At 66.9% G+C, this 21,885-nt stretch carries 16 protein-coding genes and 1 tRNA gene; 13 read left to right on the top strand and 4 right to left on the bottom strand.

The window, feature by feature from the left end; translation table 11 throughout:
- The first annotated feature begins 34 nt into the window (after nucleotides 1-34).
- The 4 genes from RWO82_RS07315 (at nucleotide 35) to rpoC (ending at nucleotide 10,391) form a co-directional block, all read left to right on the top strand.
- Nucleotides 35-1,000 carry an ABC transporter permease gene (locus tag RWO82_RS07315; protein ID WP_314425196.1) on the top strand — a complete coding sequence of 322 codons (966 nt, stop codon included), beginning with the start codon at nucleotides 35-37 and terminating at the stop codon, nucleotides 998-1,000.
- Nucleotides 997-2,709, top strand: a complete 1,713-nt coding sequence (locus RWO82_RS07310; protein WP_314425195.1) for an ABC transporter ATP-binding protein — start codon at nucleotides 997-999, stop codon at nucleotides 2,707-2,709. Before RWO82_RS07315 ends, RWO82_RS07310 begins: the two co-directional genes overlap by 4 nt.
- 220 nt (nucleotides 2,710-2,929) lie before the next feature.
- A complete protein-coding gene (locus tag RWO82_RS07305; protein ID WP_314425193.1) occupies nucleotides 2,930-6,430 on the top strand; it encodes a DNA-directed RNA polymerase subunit beta in 3,501 nt (1,166 codons plus the stop codon).
- A gap of 85 nt (nucleotides 6,431-6,515) precedes the next feature.
- Entirely contained in the window at nucleotides 6,516-10,391 is a 3,876-nt protein-coding gene (rpoC, locus tag RWO82_RS07300) for a DNA-directed RNA polymerase subunit beta' (protein ID WP_314425192.1), read from the top strand.
- A 95-nt stretch (nucleotides 10,392-10,486) separates the two neighbouring features.
- On the opposite strand, the gene RWO82_RS07295 is transcribed toward rpoC, so the two are convergent.
- Nucleotides 10,487-11,074, bottom strand: coding sequence for a hypothetical protein (locus tag RWO82_RS07295; protein ID WP_314425190.1), 588 nt, complete (start codon nucleotides 11,072-11,074; stop codon nucleotides 10,487-10,489).
- A gap of 99 nt (nucleotides 11,075-11,173) precedes the next feature.
- Between RWO82_RS07295 and RWO82_RS07290 the strand changes: the two genes are divergently transcribed.
- The 4 genes from RWO82_RS07290 to RWO82_RS07275 all read left to right on the top strand — a co-directional run bounded on the left by RWO82_RS07290 (nucleotide 11,174) and on the right by RWO82_RS07275 (nucleotide 13,759).
- A complete protein-coding gene (locus RWO82_RS07290; RefSeq protein WP_314425188.1) occupies nucleotides 11,174-12,091 on the top strand; it encodes a PfkB family carbohydrate kinase in 918 nt (305 codons plus the stop codon).
- Between the two features lie 86 nt (nucleotides 12,092-12,177).
- A tRNA-Tyr gene (locus tag RWO82_RS07285) sits at nucleotides 12,178-12,262 on the top strand.
- A 351-nt stretch (nucleotides 12,263-12,613) separates the two neighbouring features.
- Nucleotides 12,614-12,880, top strand: a complete 267-nt coding sequence (locus RWO82_RS07280) for a hypothetical protein (RefSeq protein WP_314425186.1) — start codon at nucleotides 12,614-12,616, stop codon at nucleotides 12,878-12,880.
- Between the two features lie 15 nt (nucleotides 12,881-12,895).
- Nucleotides 12,896-13,759: an FHA domain-containing protein gene (locus RWO82_RS07275; RefSeq protein ID WP_314425184.1), complete on the top strand. Its 864-nt coding sequence runs from the start codon at nucleotides 12,896-12,898 to the stop codon at nucleotides 13,757-13,759.
- A 74-nt stretch (nucleotides 13,760-13,833) separates the two neighbouring features.
- On the opposite strand, the gene RWO82_RS07270 is transcribed toward RWO82_RS07275, so the two are convergent.
- The gene (locus RWO82_RS07270; RefSeq protein ID WP_314425182.1) at nucleotides 13,834-15,963 is read right to left on the bottom strand and encodes an MMPL family transporter; all 2,130 of its coding nucleotides are present in this window, start codon (nucleotides 15,961-15,963) and stop codon (nucleotides 13,834-13,836) included.
- A gap of 80 nt (nucleotides 15,964-16,043) precedes the next feature.
- Between RWO82_RS07270 and RWO82_RS07265 the strand changes: the two genes are divergently transcribed.
- Nucleotides 16,044-16,562, top strand: a complete 519-nt coding sequence (locus tag RWO82_RS07265; protein WP_314425179.1) for a MarR family transcriptional regulator — start codon at nucleotides 16,044-16,046, stop codon at nucleotides 16,560-16,562.
- 45 nt (nucleotides 16,563-16,607) lie between these two features.
- Here the strand turns inward: RWO82_RS07265 and RWO82_RS07260 are convergent, their stop codons facing one another.
- Both RWO82_RS07260 and RWO82_RS07255 read right to left on the bottom strand, forming a co-directional pair.
- Nucleotides 16,608-17,123 (bottom strand): gluconokinase, encoded by a 516-nt coding sequence (locus RWO82_RS07260; protein ID WP_314425177.1) that lies wholly within the window; start codon nucleotides 17,121-17,123, stop codon nucleotides 16,608-16,610.
- 10 nt (nucleotides 17,124-17,133) lie between these two features.
- A complete protein-coding gene (locus RWO82_RS07255; protein ID WP_314425175.1) occupies nucleotides 17,134-18,543 on the bottom strand; it encodes a gluconate:H+ symporter in 1,410 nt (469 codons plus the stop codon).
- 136 nt (nucleotides 18,544-18,679) lie between these two features.
- Between RWO82_RS07255 and RWO82_RS07250 the strand changes: the two genes are divergently transcribed.
- From RWO82_RS07250 to RWO82_RS07235, 4 genes are all read left to right on the top strand, one after another.
- The gene (locus RWO82_RS07250; protein ID WP_314425173.1) at nucleotides 18,680-19,387 is read left to right on the top strand and encodes an FCD domain-containing protein; all 708 of its coding nucleotides are present in this window, start codon (nucleotides 18,680-18,682) and stop codon (nucleotides 19,385-19,387) included.
- A gap of 9 nt (nucleotides 19,388-19,396) precedes the next feature.
- Nucleotides 19,397-19,897: an FBP domain-containing protein gene (locus RWO82_RS07245; RefSeq protein ID WP_314425172.1), complete on the top strand. Its 501-nt coding sequence runs from the start codon at nucleotides 19,397-19,399 to the stop codon at nucleotides 19,895-19,897.
- A 36-nt stretch (nucleotides 19,898-19,933) separates the two neighbouring features.
- Nucleotides 19,934-20,731 carry an enoyl-CoA hydratase/isomerase family protein gene (locus RWO82_RS07240; RefSeq protein ID WP_314425170.1) on the top strand — a complete coding sequence of 266 codons (798 nt, stop codon included), beginning with the start codon at nucleotides 19,934-19,936 and terminating at the stop codon, nucleotides 20,729-20,731.
- A gap of 134 nt (nucleotides 20,732-20,865) precedes the next feature.
- Nucleotides 20,866-21,885, top strand: a 1,020-nt coding sequence (locus tag RWO82_RS07235; RefSeq protein ID WP_314425169.1) for a hypothetical protein, incomplete at its 3' end; no start/stop codon positions are given.

The following is a 21,885-nucleotide window of genomic DNA, read 5'->3' as shown; positions in this document are numbered from 1 at the left end:
TGCCCGCGCTCGTTCTCCGAAAGGGGGTGGCGTCATGACCATCTCGCTCCCACCCGCACAGGGCCCGTCGGCAGCGAGCGGCGAAGTCGTCGACACCGTCGCCGTCGGCCAGGCCGGCCTCAAGGAAGGACCCGGCGGGTTCTGGCACGACGTCTTCCGGCGTCTGCGCCGCAACCCCACCGCGTGGATCGGCGCCGGCATCGTTCTCGTGTTCGTCCTGGTGGCGGTGCTCGCGCCGCTGATCGCGCCGTATCCCGAGACCGCGCTCCCCGGTGCGAAGTTCATCACTCCGACGAACATCCCGGGGCCCGGCGAGATGCCGGAGTTCCCCCTCGGCCTCGATCGCTTCGGCGGCGATGTGCTCTCCAAGCTCATCTGGGGAGCGCAGGCATCACTGCTGATCGGCGTGATCTCGACCGCCCTCGGTCTGGTCGGCGGAATGATCCTCGGGCTCCTCGCCGGCACGTTCGGCGGATGGGTCGACACGCTCATCATGCGCATCGTCGACATCATCCTGTCGGTGCCGAACCTGCTGCTGGCGGTCTCGATCGCCGCGATCCTGGGGCAGACGCCGTTCGCGGTGATGATCGCCATCGGTGCGTCGCAGGTGCCGATCTTCGCCCGTCTGCTGCGGGCGTCGATGCTGCAGCAGCGGTCGAGCGACTACGTGCTCTCGGCTCAGACACTGGGACTCGGCCGCGGGCAGATCACCATGTCGCACGTGCTGCCCAACGCGATCGGGCCGGTCATCGTACAGGGCACGCTCACGCTCGCGACGGCCGTCATCGACGCCGCTGCGCTGTCGTTCCTCGGCCTCGGCGGCGGACGCCCGGAGACGGCCGAGTGGGGGCGCATGCTCACCTACGCGCAGGCGGAGCTCGCCATCGCGCCGTGGCTGGCATTCCTGCCCGGCATCTGCATCGCGGTCACCGCGCTCGGCTTCACCCTGTTCGGTGAGGCTCTGCGCGAGGCCATGGACCCGAGGACGAGAGCACGATGAACGCTGCGACACAGACACAGACGACCGACGCTCCGCTGCTGTCGGTCGAAGGGCTGGCGGTCGACTTCGCCACCATGGACGGCGTCGTGCACGCGGTCGAAGGCGTCGATCTCGAGATCGCGCCCGGGCAGACCGTCGCGATCGTGGGGGAGTCGGGGTCGGGGAAGTCGACGACGGCCATGGCCATCATCGGCCTGCTCGCGGGCGGCGGACGAGTGGCCGCCGGCAGCATCCGGCTCGACGGCCGCGAGATCGCGCACGCCCCGGAGAACGAACTGCGGATGATCCGCGGACGCGACATCGGGCTCGTGCCGCAGGATCCGATGTCGAACCTGAACCCGGTCGCCAAGATCGGCACGCAGGTGGCAGAGACTCTGCTTGCGCACGGACTCGCGAACAGGCAGAACGTGCAGGAGAAGGTCGTCGAGGCTCTCACGGCCGCAGGCCTCCCCGATCCCGAGCGGCGGGCGAAGCAGTACCCGCACGAGTTCTCGGGAGGCATGCGTCAGCGTGCTTTGATCGCGATCGGCCTGGCGTGCAAGCCGCGGCTGCTGATCGCGGACGAGCCGACCAGCGCGCTCGACGTGACCGTGCAGCAGACGATCCTCGATCAGATCGGTGCGATGACGCGGGAGCTCGGCACGGCGGTGCTGCTCATCACGCACGACCTCGGTCTCGCGGCCGAGCGGGCCGAGCGGGTCATCGTGATGCACCGGGGCAAGGTGGTCGAGCAGGGACCCGCGAAGCAGATCCTCGAGAACCCTCAGCACCCGTACACGAAGTCCCTCGTGCAGGCGGCGCCCTCGGTCGCGGCGGCGCGACTGCGTCCGGAGGCCTTCCATGCGGAGGATCGACCGGCTGGGTCGACCGACACCGGGAGCACCTCGGAGCGCGGAGCCGCGGACACCACCGCGGCACCCGTCGACAACATCGTCGAGATCGAGAACCTCACCAAGGTGTATCCGGTGCGCGGGCAGAAGGACGACTTCATCGCGGTGAACGACGTGTCGCTCGCGATCCCGCGCGGCGAGACCGTGGCGATCGTGGGGGAGTCCGGTTCGGGCAAGACCACCACGGCACGGATGCTGCTCAAGATCATCGAGCCGACGAGCGGACTGATCCGCTACGAGGGCAAGGACGTGGCATCGCTCGACCGGGCCGAGACGCGCAACTTCCGTCAGAAGGTGCAGCCGATCTTCCAGGACCCGTACTCGAGTCTGAACCCGATGTTCACGATCGAGCGTCTCATCTCCGAACCGCTCGACTTCTACAAGCGCGGAAGCGGGGCCGACAGGCGCAAGCGCGTGCGTCAGCTCCTCGACGATGTGGCGCTGCCGCAGTCGATGCTGCGCCGCTATCCGTCCGAGCTGTCCGGAGGTCAGCGGCAGCGTGTCGCCATCGCCAGGGCGCTGGCTCTCTCGCCGGAGCTGATCGTGTGCGATGAGCCGGTCTCGGCCCTGGACGTGCTCGTGCAGGACCAGATCCTGAAACTGCTCGGCGACCTGCAGCGCGAGTACGGCCTCAGCTACCTGTTCATCTCGCACGACCTGGCGGTGGTGCGACTCATCAGCGACTACGTGTGCGTGATGAAGGACGGGTCCCTGGTCGAGGCCGCATCGTCGGAGGAGATCTTCACGAATCCGCGGGATCCGTACACGAGACGCCTGCTCGCGTCGATCCCCGGCAACGAGCTCAACATCGCGTCCTGAGCGCTCCTCCTCGACCTTCTTCGGGCGCCAATACCGCAGCGTCCGAAGAAGGTCAAGGATTGAACTTGCCATGTCGCAATATCGCGTCTATAGTTGGTAGTTGCGCTCGCTTCTCCGTGCCCTCATATGGTGGTCGGCATTTCGTTGAGCATGTGAGCGCACACTCCACCTGACGACAAAGGAATCGAGAAGCCCTGCGGGGCTCACGGAGGTTATTCCCTTGGCTGCTGCTCCCAACGCATCCACATCCACCACCACCAAGAACGGACGCGGAGCATCCCGCCTCTCGTTCGCGAAGATCTCCGACACGCTGACGGTCCCTGACCTTCTCGCTCTGCAGACCGAATCCTTCGGTTGGCTCGTCGGAAACGACGACTGGAAGGCTCGTGTCGCCGAGGCGAACGCCGCCGGCCGGACCGACGTGAACCAGGTCTCCGGACTCGGCGAGATCTTCGAGGAGATCTCTCCGATCGAGGACCTCGGCGAGACCATGCAGCTCTCGTTCACGAACCCGTACCTCGAGCCGGAGAAGTACTCGATCGAGGAGTGCAAGGAGCGTGGCAAGACCTACGCCGCTCCGCTGTACGTCGAGGCCGAGTTCATGAACCACCTCACGGGTGAGATCAAGACCCAGACGGTCTTCATGGGCGACTTCCCGCTGCAGACCGACAAGGGAACGTTCATCATCAACGGCTCCGAGCGCGTCGTCGTCTCGCAGCTGGTTCGTTCGCCCGGTGTCTACTTCGACAAGACCCCTGACAAGACGTCCGACAAGGACATCGTCTCGGCGCGCGTCATCCCGAGCCGTGGTGCATGGCTCGAGTTCGAGATCGACAAGCGCGACCAGGTCGGCGTCCGCATCGACCGCAAGCGCAAGCAGTCCGTCACCGTCTTCCTCAAGGCGCTCGGTCTGACCAGCGAAGAGATCCTCGCCGAGTTCGCAGGTTTCCCCTCGATCGAGGAGACGCTCGCGAAGGACACCATCGTCACGAAGGAAGATGCGCTCCGCGACATCTACCGCAAGCTGCGTCCGGGCGAGCAGGTGGCTGCCGAGGCCGCCCGTGCGCTCCTCGACAACTTCTACTTCAACCCGAAGCGCTATGACCTCGCCAAGGTCGGTCGGTACAAGATCAACCACAAGCTGGGTCTCGACGCGGCGCTGACCGACTCGGTCCTGACCGTCGACGACATCGTCGCCACGATCAAGTACCTCGTCCGTCTGCACGCCGGCGTCGACACGTTCGAGGGCATCCGCTCGGGCAAGCAGGCCGAGATCCGCATCGCGACCGACGACATCGACAACTTCGGCAACCGTCGTATCCGCGCGGTCGGCGAGCTGATCCAGAACCAGGTCCGCACCGGTCTGTCCCGCATGGAGCGCGTCGTCCGCGAGCGCATGACCACGCAGGACATCGAGGCGATCACGCCGCAGACCCTGATCAACGTGCGCCCCGTCGTCGCCGCGATCAAGGAGTTCTTCGGAACGTCGCAGCTGTCGCAGTTCATGGACCAGAACAACCCGCTCGCGGGTCTGACCAACAAGCGCCGCCTCTCGGCCCTCGGCCCCGGTGGTCTGAGCCGCGACCGCGCAGGCGTCGAGGTCCGTGACGTCCACCCGTCGCACTACGGCCGCATGTGCCCGATCGAGACCCCTGAAGGCCCGAACATCGGTCTGATCGGTGCTCTCGCAACGTTCGCGCGCATCAACTCGTTCGGTTTCATCGAGACCCCGTACCGCAAGGTCGAGGGTGGCGTCGTCACCGAGCACATCGACTACCTGACGGCTTCCGAGGAGGTCGACTTCAACATCGCGCAGGCCAACGCCCCGCTCGATGCCAAGGGTCGCTTCCGTGAGAGCCACGTCCTCGCCCGTCCGAAGGGCGGAAGCGGTGAGGTGGACCTGTTCCTCCCCGAGGAGATCGGCTACATCGATGTCTCGCCGCGCCAGATGGTGTCGGTCGCGACCTCGCTCGTGCCGTTCCTCGAGCACGACGACGCGCAGCGCGCGCTCATGGGCGCCAACATGCAGCGTCAGGCTGTGCCGCTGCTCCGCAGCGACTCGCCGCTCGTCGGAACCGGTATGGAGGGCTACACGGCCATCGACGCCGGTGACGTGCTCACCGCCGAGAAGGCCGGTGTCGTCACCGAGGTCTCCGCAGACCGCGTCACCGTCATGCTCGACGAGGGTGGGACGCAGGACTACCACCTGCGCAAGTTCGACCGCTCCAACCAGGGCACGTCGTACAACCAGAAGGTCGTCGTCAACGAGGGCGACCGCGTCGAGGTCGGAGAGGTCATCGCCGATGGCCCCGCGACCGAGAACGGCGAGCTCGCACTCGGGAAGAACCTCCTCGTCGCGTTCATGACGTGGGAGGGCTACAACTTCGAGGACGCGATCATCCTCAGCCAGGACCTGGTGAAGGACGACACCCTCTCCTCGATCCACATCGAGGAGTACGAAGTCGACGCGCGCGACACGAAGCTCGGCAAGGAGGAGATCACCCGTGACCTCCCCAACGTCAGCCCCGAGCTGCTGAAGGACCTCGACGAGCGCGGCATCATCCGCATCGGCGCCGAGGTCCGCCCCGGCGACATCCTCGTCGGCAAGGTCACGCCGAAGGGCGAGACCGAGCTGTCGGCCGAGGAGCGTCTGCTCCGCGCGATCTTCAACGAGAAGAGTCGCGAGGTCCGTGACACCTCTCTCAAGGTGCCTCACGGTGAGCAGGGCACGATCATCGCCGTCAAGGAGTTCAACGCCGAGGACGGCGACGACGAGCTCGGCTCGGGCGTCAACCGCCGCGTCGTGGTCTACATCGCCCAGAAGCGCAAGATCACCGAGGGTGACAAGCTCGCCGGCCGTCACGGCAACAAGGGTGTCATCGCGAAGATCCTCCCGATCGAGGACATGCCGTTCCTCGCGGACGGAACCCCGGTCGACATCGTGCTCAACCCGCTGGGCATCCCCGGTCGAATGAACTTCGGCCAGGTGCTCGAGACCCACCTCGGGTGGATCGCGAAGCAGGGCTGGAAGGTCGAAGGCACCCCCGAGTGGGCTGCGAAGCTCCCGAAGCAGGCTTTCGAGGCAGCTCCCGGCACCAAGGTCGCCACCCCGGTGTTCGACGGTGCGAGCGAGGAGGAGATCTCCGGTCTCCTCGACGCGACCACCCCGACCCGCGACGGTGTGCGCCTGATCGACTCGACCGGAAAGACGCAGCTGTTCGACGGCCGCTCCGGCGAGCCGTTCCCGGCGCCGATCTCGGTGGGCTACATGTACATCCTGAAGCTCCACCACCTGGTCGACGACAAGATCCACGCGCGTTCGACGGGTCCGTACTCGATGATCACGCAGCAGCCGCTCGGTGGTAAGGCGCAGTTCGGTGGCCAGCGATTCGGTGAGATGGAGGTGTGGGCCCTCGAGGCCTACGGCGCGGCATACGCCCTGCAGGAGCTCCTCACGATCAAGTCCGACGACATCCTCGGCCGCGTCAAGGTGTACGAGGCGATCGTCAAGGGCGAGAACATCCAGGAGCCCGGCATCCCCGAGTCCTTCAAGGTGCTCATGAAGGAGATGCAGTCGCTCTGCCTGAACGTCGAGGTCCTCTCGGCCGACGGCACGCTCGTCAACCTGCGTGACACCGACGACGAGGCCTTCCGCGCTGCGGAGGAGCTCGGCATCAACATCTCCAGCCGCTTCGAGGCCGCCTCGATCGACGAGATCTAAGGCTCAGGTCGCCGACTGGGCATCCTGCTCGGTCGGCGGCCCGCCTCCCCGATTTCTTCAGAAGAATTCCTACACAGGAGAATTTGTGCTCGAGTCAAACACTTTCGATGAGCTTCGCATCGGCCTGGCCACCGCGGACCACATCCGCGCCTGGTCCTACGGCGAGGTCAAGAAGCCTGAAACCATCAACTACCGCACCCTGAAGCCGGAGAAGGACGGTCTCTTCGGAGAGCAGATCTTCGGCCCGTCCCGCGACTGGGAGTGCGCCTGCGGCAAGTACAAGCGTGTCCGCTTCAAGGGCATCGTCTGCGAGCGCTGCGGCGTCGAGGTCACCAAGTCCTCGGTGCGCCGTGAGCGCATGGGTCACATCGAGCTCGCCGCTCCCGTCACCCACATCTGGTACTTCAAGGGTGTTCCCTCGCGTCTGGGCTACCTGCTCGACATGGCGCCGAAGGACCTCGAGAAGGTCATCTACTTCGCCGCGTACATGGTCATCTCGGTCGACGAGGAAGCTCGTCACCGCGACCTCGGCACGCAGGAGAACAACATCCGTCTCGAGCTGAAGACGCTCGGAGACCGTCGTGACGCGAAGATCGCCGAGCGCCTCGCCCGCCTGGAGGAGGAGCTCGCTTCCCTCGAGGCGGAGGGTGCCAAGGCCGACGCGAAGAAGAAGGTCAAGGACGCCGCCGAGAAGGAGATGTCGCTCATCCGCAAGGGTGCCGACGAGGCGATCGCCAAGCTCGAGCGCGTGTGGGAGGACTTCCGCACGCTCGAGGTCGGCGCACTGCGCCCGGAGGACGACGTCTTCCACGAGCTGCAGGACCGCTTCGGTCAGTACTTCGAGGCCTACATGGGTGCCGAGTCGATCCAGCGCCGGCTCGCGGCGTTCGACCTGGCCGCCGAGGCCGAGAGCCTGCACCTGCAGATCTCCGAGGGCAAGGGCCAGCGCAAGATCCGTGCGATCAAGCGTCTGAAGGTCGTCAACTCGTTCCTCGAGACCGGCATGAGCCCGGCTGCGATGGTCCTCGACGTCGTTCCGGTGATCCCGCCGGAGCTGCGCCCGATGGTCCAGCTCGACGGTGGCCGCTTCGCGACCTCCGACCTCAACGACCTCTACCGTCGTGTGATCAACCGCAACAACCGTCTTCGTCGTCTGATCGACCTCGGTGCCCCCGAGATCATCGTCAACAACGAGAAGCGGATGCTGCAGGAGGCCGTCGACGCACTGTTCGACAACGGTCGTCGTGGTCGTCCCGTCACCGGTACCGGCAACCGTGCCCTGAAGTCCCTCAGCGACATGCTGAAGGGTAAGCAGGGTCGTTTCCGCCAGAACCTGCTCGGCAAGCGCGTCGACTACTCGGGCCGTTCGGTCATCATCGTCGGCCCGCAGCTGAAGCTGCACCAGTGCGGTCTGCCCAAGCAGATGGCTCTGGAGCTCTTCAAGCCGTTCGTGATCAAGCGTCTGATCGACCTCGGTCACTCGCAGAACATCAAGGCGGCCAAGCGCGCCGTCGAGCGCACCCGTCCCGAGGTCTGGGACGTGCTCGAGGAGATCATCCGCGAGCGCCCGGTGCTGCTCAACCGTGCACCCACGCTGCACCGTCTGGGCATCCAGGCCTTCGAGCCTCAGCTCGTCGAGGGCAAGGCCATCCAGCTGCACCCGCTCGTCTGCGCGGCGTTCAACGCCGACTTCGACGGTGACCAGATGGCCGTGCACCTGCCGCTGTCGGTCGAGGCTCAGGCCGAGGCCCGCGTGCTGATGCTCGCGTCGAACAACATCCTGAAGCCGTCCGACGGACGCCCGGTCACCCTTCCTTCGCAGGACATGATCATCGGTCTGCACCACCTGACCACGGTCAAGGCGGGCGCTGCCGGTGAGGGTCGCGCATTCGGTTCGGTGGGCGAGGCGATCCTGGCCAAGGACGAGGGAACCCTCGACCTGCAGGCCAAGGTCCGCATCCGCATCCCGGGTCTGACGTTCCTCGAGGGAGAAGCTCCCGAGGGCTACGAGCGTCACGGTCTCGTCGATGCATCGCTCGGACAGGCGATCTTCAACGACACGCTTCCCAAGGGATACCCGTTCGTCCGCGAGCAGGCCGACAAGAACAAGCTGTCGCAGATCGTCAACAAGCTGGCCGAGGAGTACCCCAAGGTCGAGACGGCTGCGTCGCTGGACCGCATCAAGGACGCCGGTTTCTACTGGGCCACGCGCTCGGGTGTGACCGTCGCTCTGAGCGACATCCTCACGCCGCCGAACAAGGCCGAGATCGTCGCGGGCTACGAGAAGCAGGCCGCGAAGGTCCAGTCCCAGTACGAGAAGGGCCTCACGACCGACGTCGAGCGTCGTCAGGAGCTCATCAAGATCTGGACCGAGGCGACCGACGAGGTTCAGGCCGCGATGCGCGCCAACTTCCCGGAGGACAACACCATCAACCGCATGGTGTCGTCGGGTGCTCGTGGTAACTGGCTGCAGATCCGGAACATCGCCGGTATGCGTGGTCTGGTGAACAACCCCAAGGGTGAGATCATCCCGCGTCCGATCATCTCCTCGTACCGCGAGGGTCTGTCGGTCGCCGAGTACTTCATCGCGACGCACGGTACCCGTAAGGGTCTTGCCGACACCGCTCTGCGTACCGCCGACTCGGGTTACCTGACCCGTCGTCTGGTGGACGTCTCGCAGGACGTCATCATCCGCGAAGAGGACTGCGGCACGTCGAAGGGCCTCGAGCTCCCGATCGCCGCACCGAACTCGCAGGGTGAGCTCGTGCGCGACGCGAACGTCGAGAACTCGGTGTTCGCTCGTACGCTGGCCTCCGACGTGGTCGACAGCAAGGGTGAGATCCTCGCCTCTGCCGGCGACGACGTGGGCGACGTGCTGATCGACAAGCTCGTCGGTCTGGGTGTCGAGAGCATCAAGGTGCGCTCGGTCCTGACCTGCGACTCCGCCGTCGGTGTCTGCGCGCAGTGCTACGGTCGTTCGCTGGCGACGGGTAAGACCGTCGACATCGGAGAGGCCGTCGGCATCATCGCGGCACAGTCGATCGGTGAGCCCGGTACCCAGCTGACGATGCGTACGTTCCACACCGGTGGTTCGGCGTCGGCAGATGACATCACGCAGGGTCTGCCCCGTGTGCAGGAGCTCTTCGAGGCTCGTACCCCGAAGGCTGCGTCGCCGATCGCCGAGGCCGATGGCCGCATCACGATCGACGAGACCGACAAGGCCAAGAAGGTCATCCTGACGCCCGACAACGGTGACGAGGAAGTGATCTACCCGGTCCTGAAGCGTGCGACGCTTCTGGTCGAGGACGGTCAGCACGTCACGGTCGGTCAGCCTCTCCTGGTCGGCACGCTCGACCCCAAGGAGGTCATGCGCGTCATGGGTGCCCGCGAGGTGCAGCGTTACCTCGTCGGCGGCGTCCAGGGTGTCTACCGCTCGCAGGGTGTGCCGATCCACGACAAGCACATCGAGGTCATCGTCCGTCAGATGCTCCGCAAGGTCACCGTCGTCGATCACGCCGACACGACCCTGCTCCCGGGTGAGATGGTCGACCTCAAGCGCTACCAGGCGATCAACCGTGAGGCCGTGGCAGAGGGCAAGCGCCCCGCGTCGGGCCGTCCGGAGCTGATGGGTATCACGAAGGCGTCGCTCGCGACGGAGTCGTGGCTGTCGGCAGCGTCGTTCCAGGAGACGACCCGCGTGCTCACGCAGGCCGCCATGGAGGGCAAGCGCGACCCGCTGGTCGGTCTCAAGGAGAACGTCATCATCGGAAAGCTCATCCCCGCCGGAACCGGTCTCTCGAAGTACCGCGACGTCACGGTCGAGGCGACGGAAGAAGCCAAGAGCGAGCGCTACCCGAACCGGATCTTCGCATCCGACGGTGCGTACGCCGACGGCGACTTCGGTTACGTCGACTTCGACGCGTTCTCGACGGACGACATCACGCCGGGTACGTACAACTGATCGAGTCAGCTCTGACGTACTGAGTGAGTGAGAAGGCCCCGGGCGATTCGCCCGGGGCCTTCTTCGTGCCCGCGTGAGTCGGCCGCGACGGCGGATCAGTCCCAGAGGTGCGCGATGATGCTGGAGGTGTAGCCGGTCGGCGCGAGGTTCGAGTACCGGGTGTCGATGAGGACGTCGTCGCGCCAGAACAGCGTGCGCCCGTCGGTCACGGGGTACTGCTCGTTGGGCCAGGTCTTCTCGCAGCGGGTGCCGTCATCGGGCGTGAAGCACGTGAAGCCCTCGTCCGTCACGAGGGCGTTCAGCATGTCGAGCGCGGGGCCGCGGTTCATGAGCGAGATCGTGGTGACGAGGTTCGTCGTGTCGGCGCGCGGATCGCGCCAGATGCAGGTCAGAGTGCCGTCGTCGCCGACACCGGAGGGGCCGACGGCCGGGTCGTTCAACGGCGTCTCTCCCAGTTGTGACAGCACGTCCTCCGACAGGATCGCGCGACAGTCGGTCGGCAGAGCCACCGGCGTCGATGTCGGTGTGGGGGACGGAGATGGCGACGCCGTCTCGTCGGGAGTCGTGCTCGAAGAGGGCTCCGGGCTGGTGTCTGCATTCCCGCCGTCTGCAGCGCCTCCACAGCCTGCGAGCAGGGCGATCAGGGTGAGAGATGCAACTGCCGAGGCCAGTCGGGGGTTCATGCGCTCACCGTAGCGCTGCCACCGCGGTGCACGACGCAGGCGAGCCGGATGCCGCGCGTCCCCGTCACGAGTAGTGTCGGCGGGGTGAGCGATCAAATCATGTCCGACTCAGATTCCGTCGTCGTCATCGGAGACGCCCTGATCGACGAGATCCGAGACAGTGCCGGGGTACGCGAACTGGTCGGGGGAGCGGCGCTCAACGTCGCCGTGGGCCTGCGGCGGCTCGGAGTGACCACGACCCTGATCGCGATGGTCGGCGACGACGAGGCCGGCGACCACATCAGGGAGTATCTCGACGACCACGGCGTCGCGCTCGTCGGCTCGCCGGCGCCGCACGGGTCATCACGAGCGATCGTTCAGAGGGGGCCCGACGGCGAGCCGACCTACGTCTTCAACCAGGCGGCGCGGCAGCGCAGCATCCGCTTCTCCGAGGCCGCGATGCAGGCGATCCACGAAGCCGGACTCGTGGTGATCAGCTGCTTCCCGTTCGATGTGCCGAGCGAGGTCGAGGCGCTCGCCCAGGCGATCAGGGGAACGCGGGTGGCGATCGATCCGAACCCGAGATCGGGGATGCTCAGCGACCGCCTCGAGTTCACTCGCGGTTTCGAGCGACTCGCCGCCGGGGCGGCGATCGTCAAGGTCGGGGCCGACGACGCATCGCTGCTGTACGACGGGGATCTCGATGCGCTGCGCGCTCGCCTGCGGCACGCCGGAGCAGAAGCGGTGCTCGCCACGGCCGGAGCAGCCGGAGCAGTTCTCGAGACGGATGACGGCATCGTCTCGGCACCGATCTCGCGTCTGCCCGGGCCCATCGTCGACACGGTGGGAGCGGGAGACGCGACGCTCGCGGCGGTCGCTGCCGGGGTCGCTCTCGACGCCCCGCACGATCTCGAGGCGTGGAGATCGGTGCTCGACCGCGCGATGGATGTCGCCGCCGCCACGTGCCGCGCCGAGGGCGGGCTGCTGCGCACGCCGGAGTCGCTGGCGGACGCGGATCGCGGCGTACGTGGCAGCTGACGTCTCGATTTCTCGTGCCCGCATCGGGCAGGTATGATTGTTACTCGTGCCCCCGGTTGGCTGTCGAAGTCGGACGGGTGCGCTCTGGCGAGTTACCCAAGCGGCCAAAGGGATCTGACTGTAAATCAGACTGCACTGCATTCGGGGGTTCGAATCCCTCACTCGCCACCACCAGCAGTAGACAGAAGAAGCCCGGAATCTCGCAGCAAGACGAGAACCGGGCTTCTGTCGTTGTGAGGAACGCAGTCGCACCGACCTGTTGAGATCATCCACGCGGATGTCATCCTCTCGTGCTCGGGTTGATCGCCTGCTCTGCCTCCCTGCAAGAGGGCGCTCCGACAGAATGCGCCGCACCGGCGTCCCGTAGGTTGACGCGTGCATACGGGGTACATAAGAGGGGGCGCTCGTTGTGTCCGGTGCGCGGACCCCGTTTCTTGGATCGAGTTCAGAAACCCGTGGACACCGGGTCCATTCGGGCGCATACTCATTTCACAGGACATGGTTTCAGCAAAGGAGCACACCATGAGCGACTCGAACGAACCCGTCGAGCTCTTCTCGTCACCTTCCGGTCCGGAGGGCGCGTCCATCACCGACTGGACCGATCTCGGACGCGAGATGTGGGCGTACCTCACCGGCCGGGGCGCCGCCGTGAACTATACGTTCGACGACATGACGGTCGAGGTGCCGAGGGACATCGGACCGGATGCGCCGCGTGCGACGTGGAAGTTCAACGGCACGCTGCGGGTCACGACCAGCGACAGCGCGTCGGGTGGCGCGGACTCGGTCTAGGCGAAGCCGACTCCGATGATCCGCCTCGACCTTGATCTGCGCGTCGAGCAGATCGACAGCGATGGCCGCGCGGGCGCGCGTTTCGACGTCAGAGCTGCGGGCAGTGAGATCGTCGTCACTCTCGACGACACCTCCGGGCTCGGAGGGATGAGCCGTCACGACCTCGCGGAGTTCGCCCCGGTCGCCGACGGCCTCGCGCGCCGAGGAATCCGGGTTCGCGTCGAGGGCCCCAAGGGCACCCTGGTGCAGTTCGGCGATGTGAAGTCGGGTCCGATCGGGCGCGTGATCGCGGGCTCTCCGCACATCAGGCTCGGGCATCTCAACACTCTCCTCTCCGAGTTGCAGCATGCCGACCGGGGGAGAGGTATCCGCCTCCCCGCGCCTCCGCCGACGCCTTTGCCGCTGATTCCGGTGCTGGCCAGGAGAGTGCGTCGGCGCGTGACCACCACCCACTACATCCCGGGTTCGGGTCGACCGCGGTTGATCTTCGCGGTGGGCAGCGGCGACTGGAATCGGAGCAGGCCGCTCGAGTTCGACCTTCTGCCCGAACGCACCGTGATCGGATCCGGCCCCGACGCGGACCTGAGGCTGGAGGGGCTGGAAGCGCGGCATGCGGAGATCCGCCACAACGAGGACGACGAGTACGTGCTCTACTCCTTCGCCCCCACAGGGGGCGGGCGACCCAACCTGCCGCACAGCTCCGAGAACGCCAGGATCCTGCGGACAGGTTCCCGCATCGAGATCGGCAACTGGCGACTCGCGTACTACCGGGAGGAGTTCGCCGACCACGGCCGCCCGTTCGGAGGGCGTCAGGGCGGCGAGTACGAGTTCCAGAAGCAGCAGCCGGTCCGACCGTACGGGTCCGGGGAGCTCGGTTGATTCCGACTCGCGCAGATGAGTGTGTCCGGTGAGGCGACTCACCGGACACACTCATGCGGAAGGAGGCGAGGCGACTAGCCGACCATCTCGGGCGCCTTCGCAGGCACGGGGTCCTGCGCGGGGACGAGCGCATCGGCGCCTGCACGCGCTGCCTCGGCGTCGGTCAGCGCGGGCCGGCGGGGCCACCAGAAGCCGTCGCGCGTGATGAACGCGAGGGCGGGGACGATCACCGTGCGCACCAGGAGGGTATCGATCAGCACGCCGATGCACACGATGATGCCGATCTGGGTGAGCGTGATCAGCGGGAGGACTCCGAGCACCGCGAACACGGCTGCGAGCAGGATGCCCGCGCTCGTGATCACCGCTCCCGTGGCGGCGAGAGCGCGGATCATGCCCTGTGTGGTTCCGAGGCGCGCTGCCTCCTCCTTGGCCCGGGTGACGAGGAAGATGCTGTAGTCGACGCCCAGCGCGACCAGGAACAGGAAGCTGAAGAGCAGCACGTTCGTGTCGATGGCAGGGAAGTCGAAGAGCGGCGTCTGGAAGAGCCACCAGCTGAGGCCGACGGCGGAGAAGAAGCTCGCCACGACGGCGATCAACAGCAGCAGCGGAGCCACGAACGCCCGCAGCAGCACGACCAGCACGAAGAACACCAGGACCAGGATCAGCGGGATCAGCAGCGCCTGGTCCCGCGCCTGAGCGTCGGAGACATCGAGGGCCTGGGAGTCGAGTCCGCCGACGAGTCCCTCGCCGGTTCCCACATCGTCGAGTGCGGTGCGCATGCGCTCGATGGTCGCGAACGCCTCTTCGGTCTCGGCGCTCGCGCTGAGGGTGACGTCGATGCGAGCGAACTCGTCGGTGGCCTCGCCGGGGACCGCAGCATCCACGCCCTTCAGGTCCTGCAGGGCGTCGGCTGCTTCATCGACGTCATCGAGGGGAACGACGACGATGGCGGGAGAGGTCGTGCCTGCCGAGAAGGCCTCGGCCAGCACCTCCTGACCCTGCACGGCTTCCGGCTTCTGCAGGAAGCGATCGTTCTGGGAGAGGCCGGTCTGCACGAAGAACAGTCCGCTCGCCATCGCTCCCAGCACGATGAATCCCGTCGATGCCACGAGCACCGGGCGCTTCGACACCGCACGCCCCAGCTTTCCCCAGATGCTGCGAGAGATCGCATCGCGCGACCCGAATCGCGGGATGTACGGCCAGAAGAGACCGCGGCCGAAGAGCAGGAGAGCCGCGGGCAGCACGAGCAGCGCGAAGAACATCGCCACGACGATGCCGACGGCGCACGCGAGTCCGAGTGCACGGTTGCCGGCGATCTCGGCGAGGAGGAGGGTGAGCAGTGCGAGTGCGACGGTCGAGCCGCTCGCGATGATCGCGGGGCCGGCACCGCGGAGGGCCCGCTGCATGGCGTCCCTGCGGTTCTCGTGCAGACGGAGCTCATCGCGGTAGCGGGCGATCAGCAGCAGCGCATAGTTGGTGCCCGCGCCGAACACGAGGACCGACAGGATGCCGGTGATCGACGCATCGAGCTGGATGCCGACCGCGCTGGCGACCTCTCGCGCGACGATGCCCGCGAGGGCGTCGGCCAGCCCGATGACGACGAGGGGGACGATCCACAGCCAGGGGCTCCGGTACGTGATGAGCAGGAGGACGGCGACGACGATCACGGTCGTGAGCAGCAAGGTGAAGTCGGCGCCCTCGAACACGGCGGCGATGTCGACCTCGAACCCCTCAGCTCCCGTGAGGTACACACGGACGCCGTCGAGGTCGTCGGCGGCGATGTCGCGGATCTCCTGTGCACGCTCGGACTGGGCGGCGACGTCGGGCTCCGGCTCGAGGGGCACGATCACGAGCGCGACGGTGCCGTCGTCCGACACCTGCGCGGGGGGTACGGCGCCATCCCGGGAGAGATCCGCCAGCTCGCCGAACGCCTTGGCGTCGATCCGGTCGAGCGTCTCCTGATCGAGCTCGCCGTCGTCGGCGGCGAACACGAGCAGCGCGGAGGTCGTGTCGGCGCTCGGGAACTCGGCGAGCAGCTCATCGACCTTGACCGACTCGGCCGAGGAGGGGAGCCCGACCGAGGGGGCGGTCTCGGACTCCTCCGCGCCCGCGAGGGTGAACAGGGCGGCGGATGCGAGCGCCGCGACGATCAGCATGATCCACGACGTCTTGGCCGACGTCAGAAACCGTGTGAGTGCGCTCATGTCGGTGTCTCCAGCTTTACTAGTAATTCGATGCTCAAACTATATGACTATCGAATGAGAGTAGCGGTATCGTGGAGTGCATGCAACCGAGCGCGGAGACACAGCCTGAGATGGTCATGGCGGCGTTCTCCCCCGTGCGTCCCGCGACGACGCTGCTGCGCGAACTCATCGAGCTCAGCGACCTCTTCGAGAAGTCGCTCGCCGACGAACTGGGCGTCAACGCCACCGACATGGAAGTCATGGAGCATCTGCTCATGAGCGGTCCGCTCGGGCCGACCGACCTCGCTCGCAGAGTCGGCCTCTCGGCCGGTGCGATCACGACGGCCATCGACCGCCTCGTCACGCTCGGCCATGTGAGCCGCGAGCCTCACCCGACTGACCGTCGGGGAGTGCTCGTCGCGCCGAATCCTCGGTCGCGCGAGCGCGCGATGGGTCGTCTTCTCCCGATGATCATGGGCATCGACGCCGAACTCGACGCCTTCACCGCGGCGGAGCAGGACGTGATCACGAGCTACCTGCGTCGTGCGACCGACTCGCTGCGTACCGCCGCCGGGGGTGCAGAGGTGCCGGAATCACTGCCCCCGGAATCGGCGGTCTGAGCGCGCGTCCTCATCGCGGTCTAGGCCGCGAGGGGCAGGGCCTTCTCAGAAGGCGGGGTGCAGCCGCAGTCGGGTCGCGATCTCCGCGGCCTGCTCCTGCGGGGTGCGCGCGATGTCGATCGTGATGCTCTTCTCATCGTCGCCGAGCGGTTCGAGCGTCGCGAACTGGGAGTCGAGCAGCGTCGCCGGCATGAAATGCCCCTGTCGGCGCAGCATCCGATCGAGGATCAGCTCGCGCTCGCCGCTGAAGTGCACGAAAGTGACGGCATCGCGCCGAAGCACGTCACGATAGCTGCGCTTCAGGGCGGAGCAGGTGACGATTCCGGGTTCGCCGGCGGCGATCCGCTCGTCTATCCACTCCGCGATGCGGTCGAGCCAGGGCCAGCGGTCGTCGTCGTTCAGCGCGTGTCCGGCCGCCATCTTGGCGACGTTCGCTTCGGGATGCAGGTCGTCGCCCTCTTCGAAGCTCCATCCGAGACGACCGGCGAGCATCGCGGCGATCGTGGACTTGCCCGTGCTGGCGACGCCCATGAAGACGAGGACGGGTGCAGTGGTGGTCATCATGACAGCCTCACACGAAGACGCTCAGGACGAGCACCCCGGCCAGTCCGGTGACGGAGATGAGGCATTCGAGCACGGTCCACGACTTCAGCGTCTGCGGGATGCTCAGGCCGAAGTACTCCTTGATGAGCCAGAATCCCGCATCGTTGACGTGCGAGAGGAACACCGAGCCCGAGCCGATCGCGAGCACCAGCAGCGCGATCATGGGCGAGTCCAGGGTCTCCGTGAGGGGCTGGAGGATGCCGGCCGCGGTGATGGTGGCGACGGTGGCCGATCCGGTCGCGATGCGGATCACGACGGCGACGAGCCAGGCGAGCACGAGCACCGACACCGACGAGCCCGAGACGAACCCGGCGATGACTCCGCCGATGCCGGTGTCGACGAGCACCTGCTTGAACCCGCCGCCGGCGCCGACGATCAGGAGGATCCCCGCGATCGGACCGAGCGACGATCCCACGATGTCGTTGATCTTGGTGCGGTCGAAACCGGCGCCGCGACCGAGGATGAAGAATCCGGCGAGCACGGCGATCAGGAGGGCGATGACGGGAGTGCCGAGGAAGTCGAGAGCGAGCTTCCAGGGAGCATCCGACCCCGCAGCGACGATGTCGGCGATGGCTTTGGCGAGCATCAGGAGGACCGGGAGCAGGATGCTGATGAGCGTCGCGATGAACGACGGGCGACGCTTCTGCACCTCGCCTTCGTCCTCCTCGGTCACGAAGAGCTCGGGCACCGGTACATCGACCCAGCGGGCGGCGAAGCGGGCGAACAGCGGTCCCGAGATGATGACCGCGGGGATCGCGACGATGACACCGAAGGCGAGAGTCAGACCGAGGTTGGCGCCGAGAGCGTCGATCGCGGCGAGCGGGCCGGGATGCGGCGGCACGAGTCCGTGCATCGCGGAGAGCCCGGCGAGGGTGGGGATCGCGATTCGCATGAGCGGCTGACCCGAGCGTCGCGCGACGAGGATGATGACGGGGACGAGCAGCACGAGACCGACCTCGAAGAACATCGGCAGTCCGATGACGGCTCCGATGAGGCCCATGACCCAGGGCAGCGAGCGGGCGCTCGCGCGACTGACGAGCGTGTCGACGATGCGGTCGGCGCCGCCGGAGTCCGCGAGCAGTTTGCCGTAGATCGCGCCGAGCGCGATGAGGATGCCGACGCCTCCCATGGTGGATCCGAACCCGGTGGAGAAGCTCGTGACGGAGGCGGAGATGTCCATTCCCGCGATCGCGCCCGTCGCCAGCGCACCGATCGTGAGCGAGAGGAACGGGTGCAGTTTGACCCAGGTGATGAGGACGATGATCACCGCGATGCCGATGATCGCGGCCGCGATCAGCTGACCGGCGGGACGGTCGACGGTCACGGTGTCGCCGACGGCGGTCACGAGAGCGGGCGCGGCGGGGGAGAAGAGTGCCATGAGCTTCCTTGATCCAGGCGGGGTGTCTGCCTTATGCCGTACATAATAACCACGTCACGTACCACATGTGCAACATAACTGCGACGATGACGCGTGACATGCCATCACACGCGTCCGATGCGGGCATACTCGACATATGAAAGCACCCACGGTCGCGGGCAGCGTGCACGGGTCGCTCGTCGACGAACTCGGGCGCGCGATCGTCGACGGTCGTCATCTCCCCGGCTCGCGGATGTTGACGGTCGAACTGGCTCAGGAGCGCGGCGTCTCCCGATCCGCCGCCCGCGAGGCGGTGCGTGTGTTGGAGTCCCTGGGGCTCGTGTGGGTCAGGCGCAAGTCAGGCGTCGAGGTGCGTCCGCGCGCGGATTGGAACGTGTACGCGGCCGAGGTGATCGCCTGGCGCCTGGCCGGTCCGGGCCGCGATGAGCAGCTGCGCGAGCTCAGCCAGCTGCGTTCTGTGATCGAACCTCTCGCCGCGCAGCTCGCTGCCACGAAGGCGTCGTCGCAGCAGAAGGTCGACCTCGTCTCCCTCGTCGTGGAGATGGGCCAGGAAGACCATGACGCCGACAGCGAGCGTTACTTGACGGCCGACATCCGGTTCCACCGTCTCCTGCTCGAGGCATCGGGCAACGGGATGCTCGCCGCTCTGGGCGGCACGGTGGAGGCGGTGCTGCGCGGCCGCACCGCGCACGACCTCATGCCCCATGTCGCGAATCAGAGCGCCGTCCAGTGGCATCGTGACGTCGCATTCGCCGTCGCGAGCGGCGACGGGGCGGCTGCGGCGGCCGCGATGCGCAACATCGTGTCGGAAGCGGATGAAGCCATGCAGCGGGCTGCTTCATAGACTGGAGCGATGCGAGCTCTCACCGAAGCGGAGGTCCGTGCGTCCTTCGTGAACGCGGATGCCGACGAACTGCGGGTCATGGAGATGCCGCACGACTTCGTACTGACCGACTGGGACTATCTGGACTTCTTCGCCTGGCGCGACCCCGGCGCGGGGCGCCGCGGCTATGTGCTCGTGCAGCACGAAGGGCGGATCGCGGGGGTCGTGCTTCGCGCATCCGACCCCGGCCGCGGCCGCTCGGGGATGTGCAACATCTGCCACACCATGCAGCCGGGCAACCAGGTGGCGCTCTTCGGCGCCCGCAGAGTCGGCGAGGCGGGAGAGCGGGGCGACTCGGTGGGAACGTACATGTGCGCTGATCTGTCGTGTCACGAGAACGTGCGTCTCGCGCATCCGCTCGCCCCCAATGAGATCCGCACACCGGGACAGGTCGACTTCCGCCTCGACGGAACCCGCAGGCGCATGGAGGCGTTCGTGGCGCGGGTGTGGGCGACCGCTGACGCCGACTAGCCTGGGACACTACGCCCTGCGCTCGAAGGAGAAGCCATGAGTGACGTCATCCTGTTCCGTGTCGACGAGGGGATGGCGCGGCTCACGCTCAATCGCCCCGCACGTCTCAATGCCTTCAACTCCGACCTCGCGTATGCGTGGCGCGACGCCACTCGCGAGGCGACCACCCGCCCCGACGTCAAGGCCATCCTGATCGACGCGGCCGGCCCCGCCTTCTGCGCGGGCGGCGACGTGATCGACATGTCGACCACCATGGGCTCCGGTGCAGAGATCACGGCGCTCGCCGAAGTCATCAACGCCGGGATCCGTGCGCTCACCGAGTCGTCGGTGCCCGTGGTCGCAGCGGCTCACGGCACGACCGCCGGCGGCGGGCTCGGCATCCTGCTCAGCAGCGACTATGCCGTCGTCGGAGCGCGTTCGCGCCTGGGCAGCCTCTACGCGAACATCGGCCTGACCCCCGATCTGTCTGTCTCTGCACAGCTTTCACGCGCGGTGGGACAACGTCGCGCCCTGCAGCTGGTGCTGCAGGATCGCCTGCTCTCTGCGGAAGAGGCTGTCGACTGGGGGCTCGTGGCTGAGGCCGTCGCCGGATCGGATGCCGCGGATGAGGCGGATTCCGTGCGTGCACGCGCGGAAGAGGTCGCCCGATTCTGGCTGGCCGGCGCCGCTGACGCCTACGGCCAGGCGAAGCGCCTGGTGCGTTCGCAGCCGGAGCGGACCTTCGCGGAGCAGCTCAGCGAAGAGGCCCGATCCATCGGTGCATCGCTGGAGACCGCCGATGCACAGGCGCGCATCGCCGCGTTCGCGACGTCTGCGAACCGCGCCGCACGCTGACGCCCGCAGGGGACCTGGGCCGTTTCTTCCTCGTGAGGTGCGGCGAGGCGCATGCACAGTGGACACGAACATCTCCGCCGCGAAGCGCTCGCATGCAAGGATGATTCGCAACGCCGCTTCACGAGAGGAACGCGATGTCCCAGCCGGAGATCGCCCAGCAGCCCACCGCGCTGGTCGAGAAGAAGAACCTGTCCTTGCTCATCCGCGGAGCGATCTGGATCGCCATCGGAGCCCTCATCGCCGCCGCACTGGTCTGTGTGGTCTGGGTGCTCGTCGGTGACCAGGACGGGCTGATCGGCAGGGCGTTCCTGACGATCCTGCTGCTCGCCGCGTTCGCCGGCATCGCGATCCTCGAAGCCGGCCTCGCGCCGAATCGGCCGGACTGGCTCTCCCTCGCGAGCATGGTGAGCTGGATCGTGGCTCTTCTGGTCGGAGCCGTCAAGATCTGGCTTCCCGAGGACTCGTTCTCCTTCACCGCCGGCGAGCGGTTCTTCCAGCTGCTGCTGGTCGTGGGCATCCTGCAGCTCGCGCTCCTTCACGTGCGTCTGTTCACCCCGGCGGCTCAGCGGCACGTCACCACGTTCACGCGCATCATCTACATCGCGACGATCGTGTTCCTCGGTGCTCTCGTCGCCATGCTCGTGTTCTTCCTCACCTTCCCGCACACCTTCGAGTACGGGGAGCTCTACTGGCGCATCGTCGTCGCTCTCACGATCCTCGCGGCTGTCGGGACGACCCTCATCCCGCTGCTCAACGCGCTGTTCGCGCCCAAGAAGCAGGCTCGGGCACCGCAGCTCGCGCAGGCGGCGCCCGTGCTCCAGGCCTGGCCGACGTACGCGGATGCGGTCACGCCGCTTCCGGTGCTGCCGGACGGATCGCCTGACTGGAACGCCTACTACACGGGTCGGCCGTCGACGCCGCAGCCGCAGAGTCCCTCCTCATTCCCGGCCCCCGCCGCGGCGATTCCCTTCCCGGTCGCGCCTGACCCCACCGCGCGCGTGGGCGACACGTCGGGTGGGCACTCCGTGCCGCAGGCTCCTCCCATCCCTCCCGCGCCCTCCGCGCCTCCCGCGTCGCAGCCGGCGCCTCCCGCGCCGCAGCCGGCTCCTCCGGCTCCTCCGGCGCCTCCCGCGTCGCAGCCGTACACCGAGCAC

Source organism: uncultured Microbacterium sp., from assembly GCF_963521645.1.
Classification (GTDB): Bacteria; Actinomycetota; Actinomycetes; order Actinomycetales; family Microbacteriaceae; genus Microbacterium.
The sequence above is the reverse complement of the archived record's forward strand: the minus strand, read 5'-3'. Positions and strand labels throughout refer to the sequence as shown.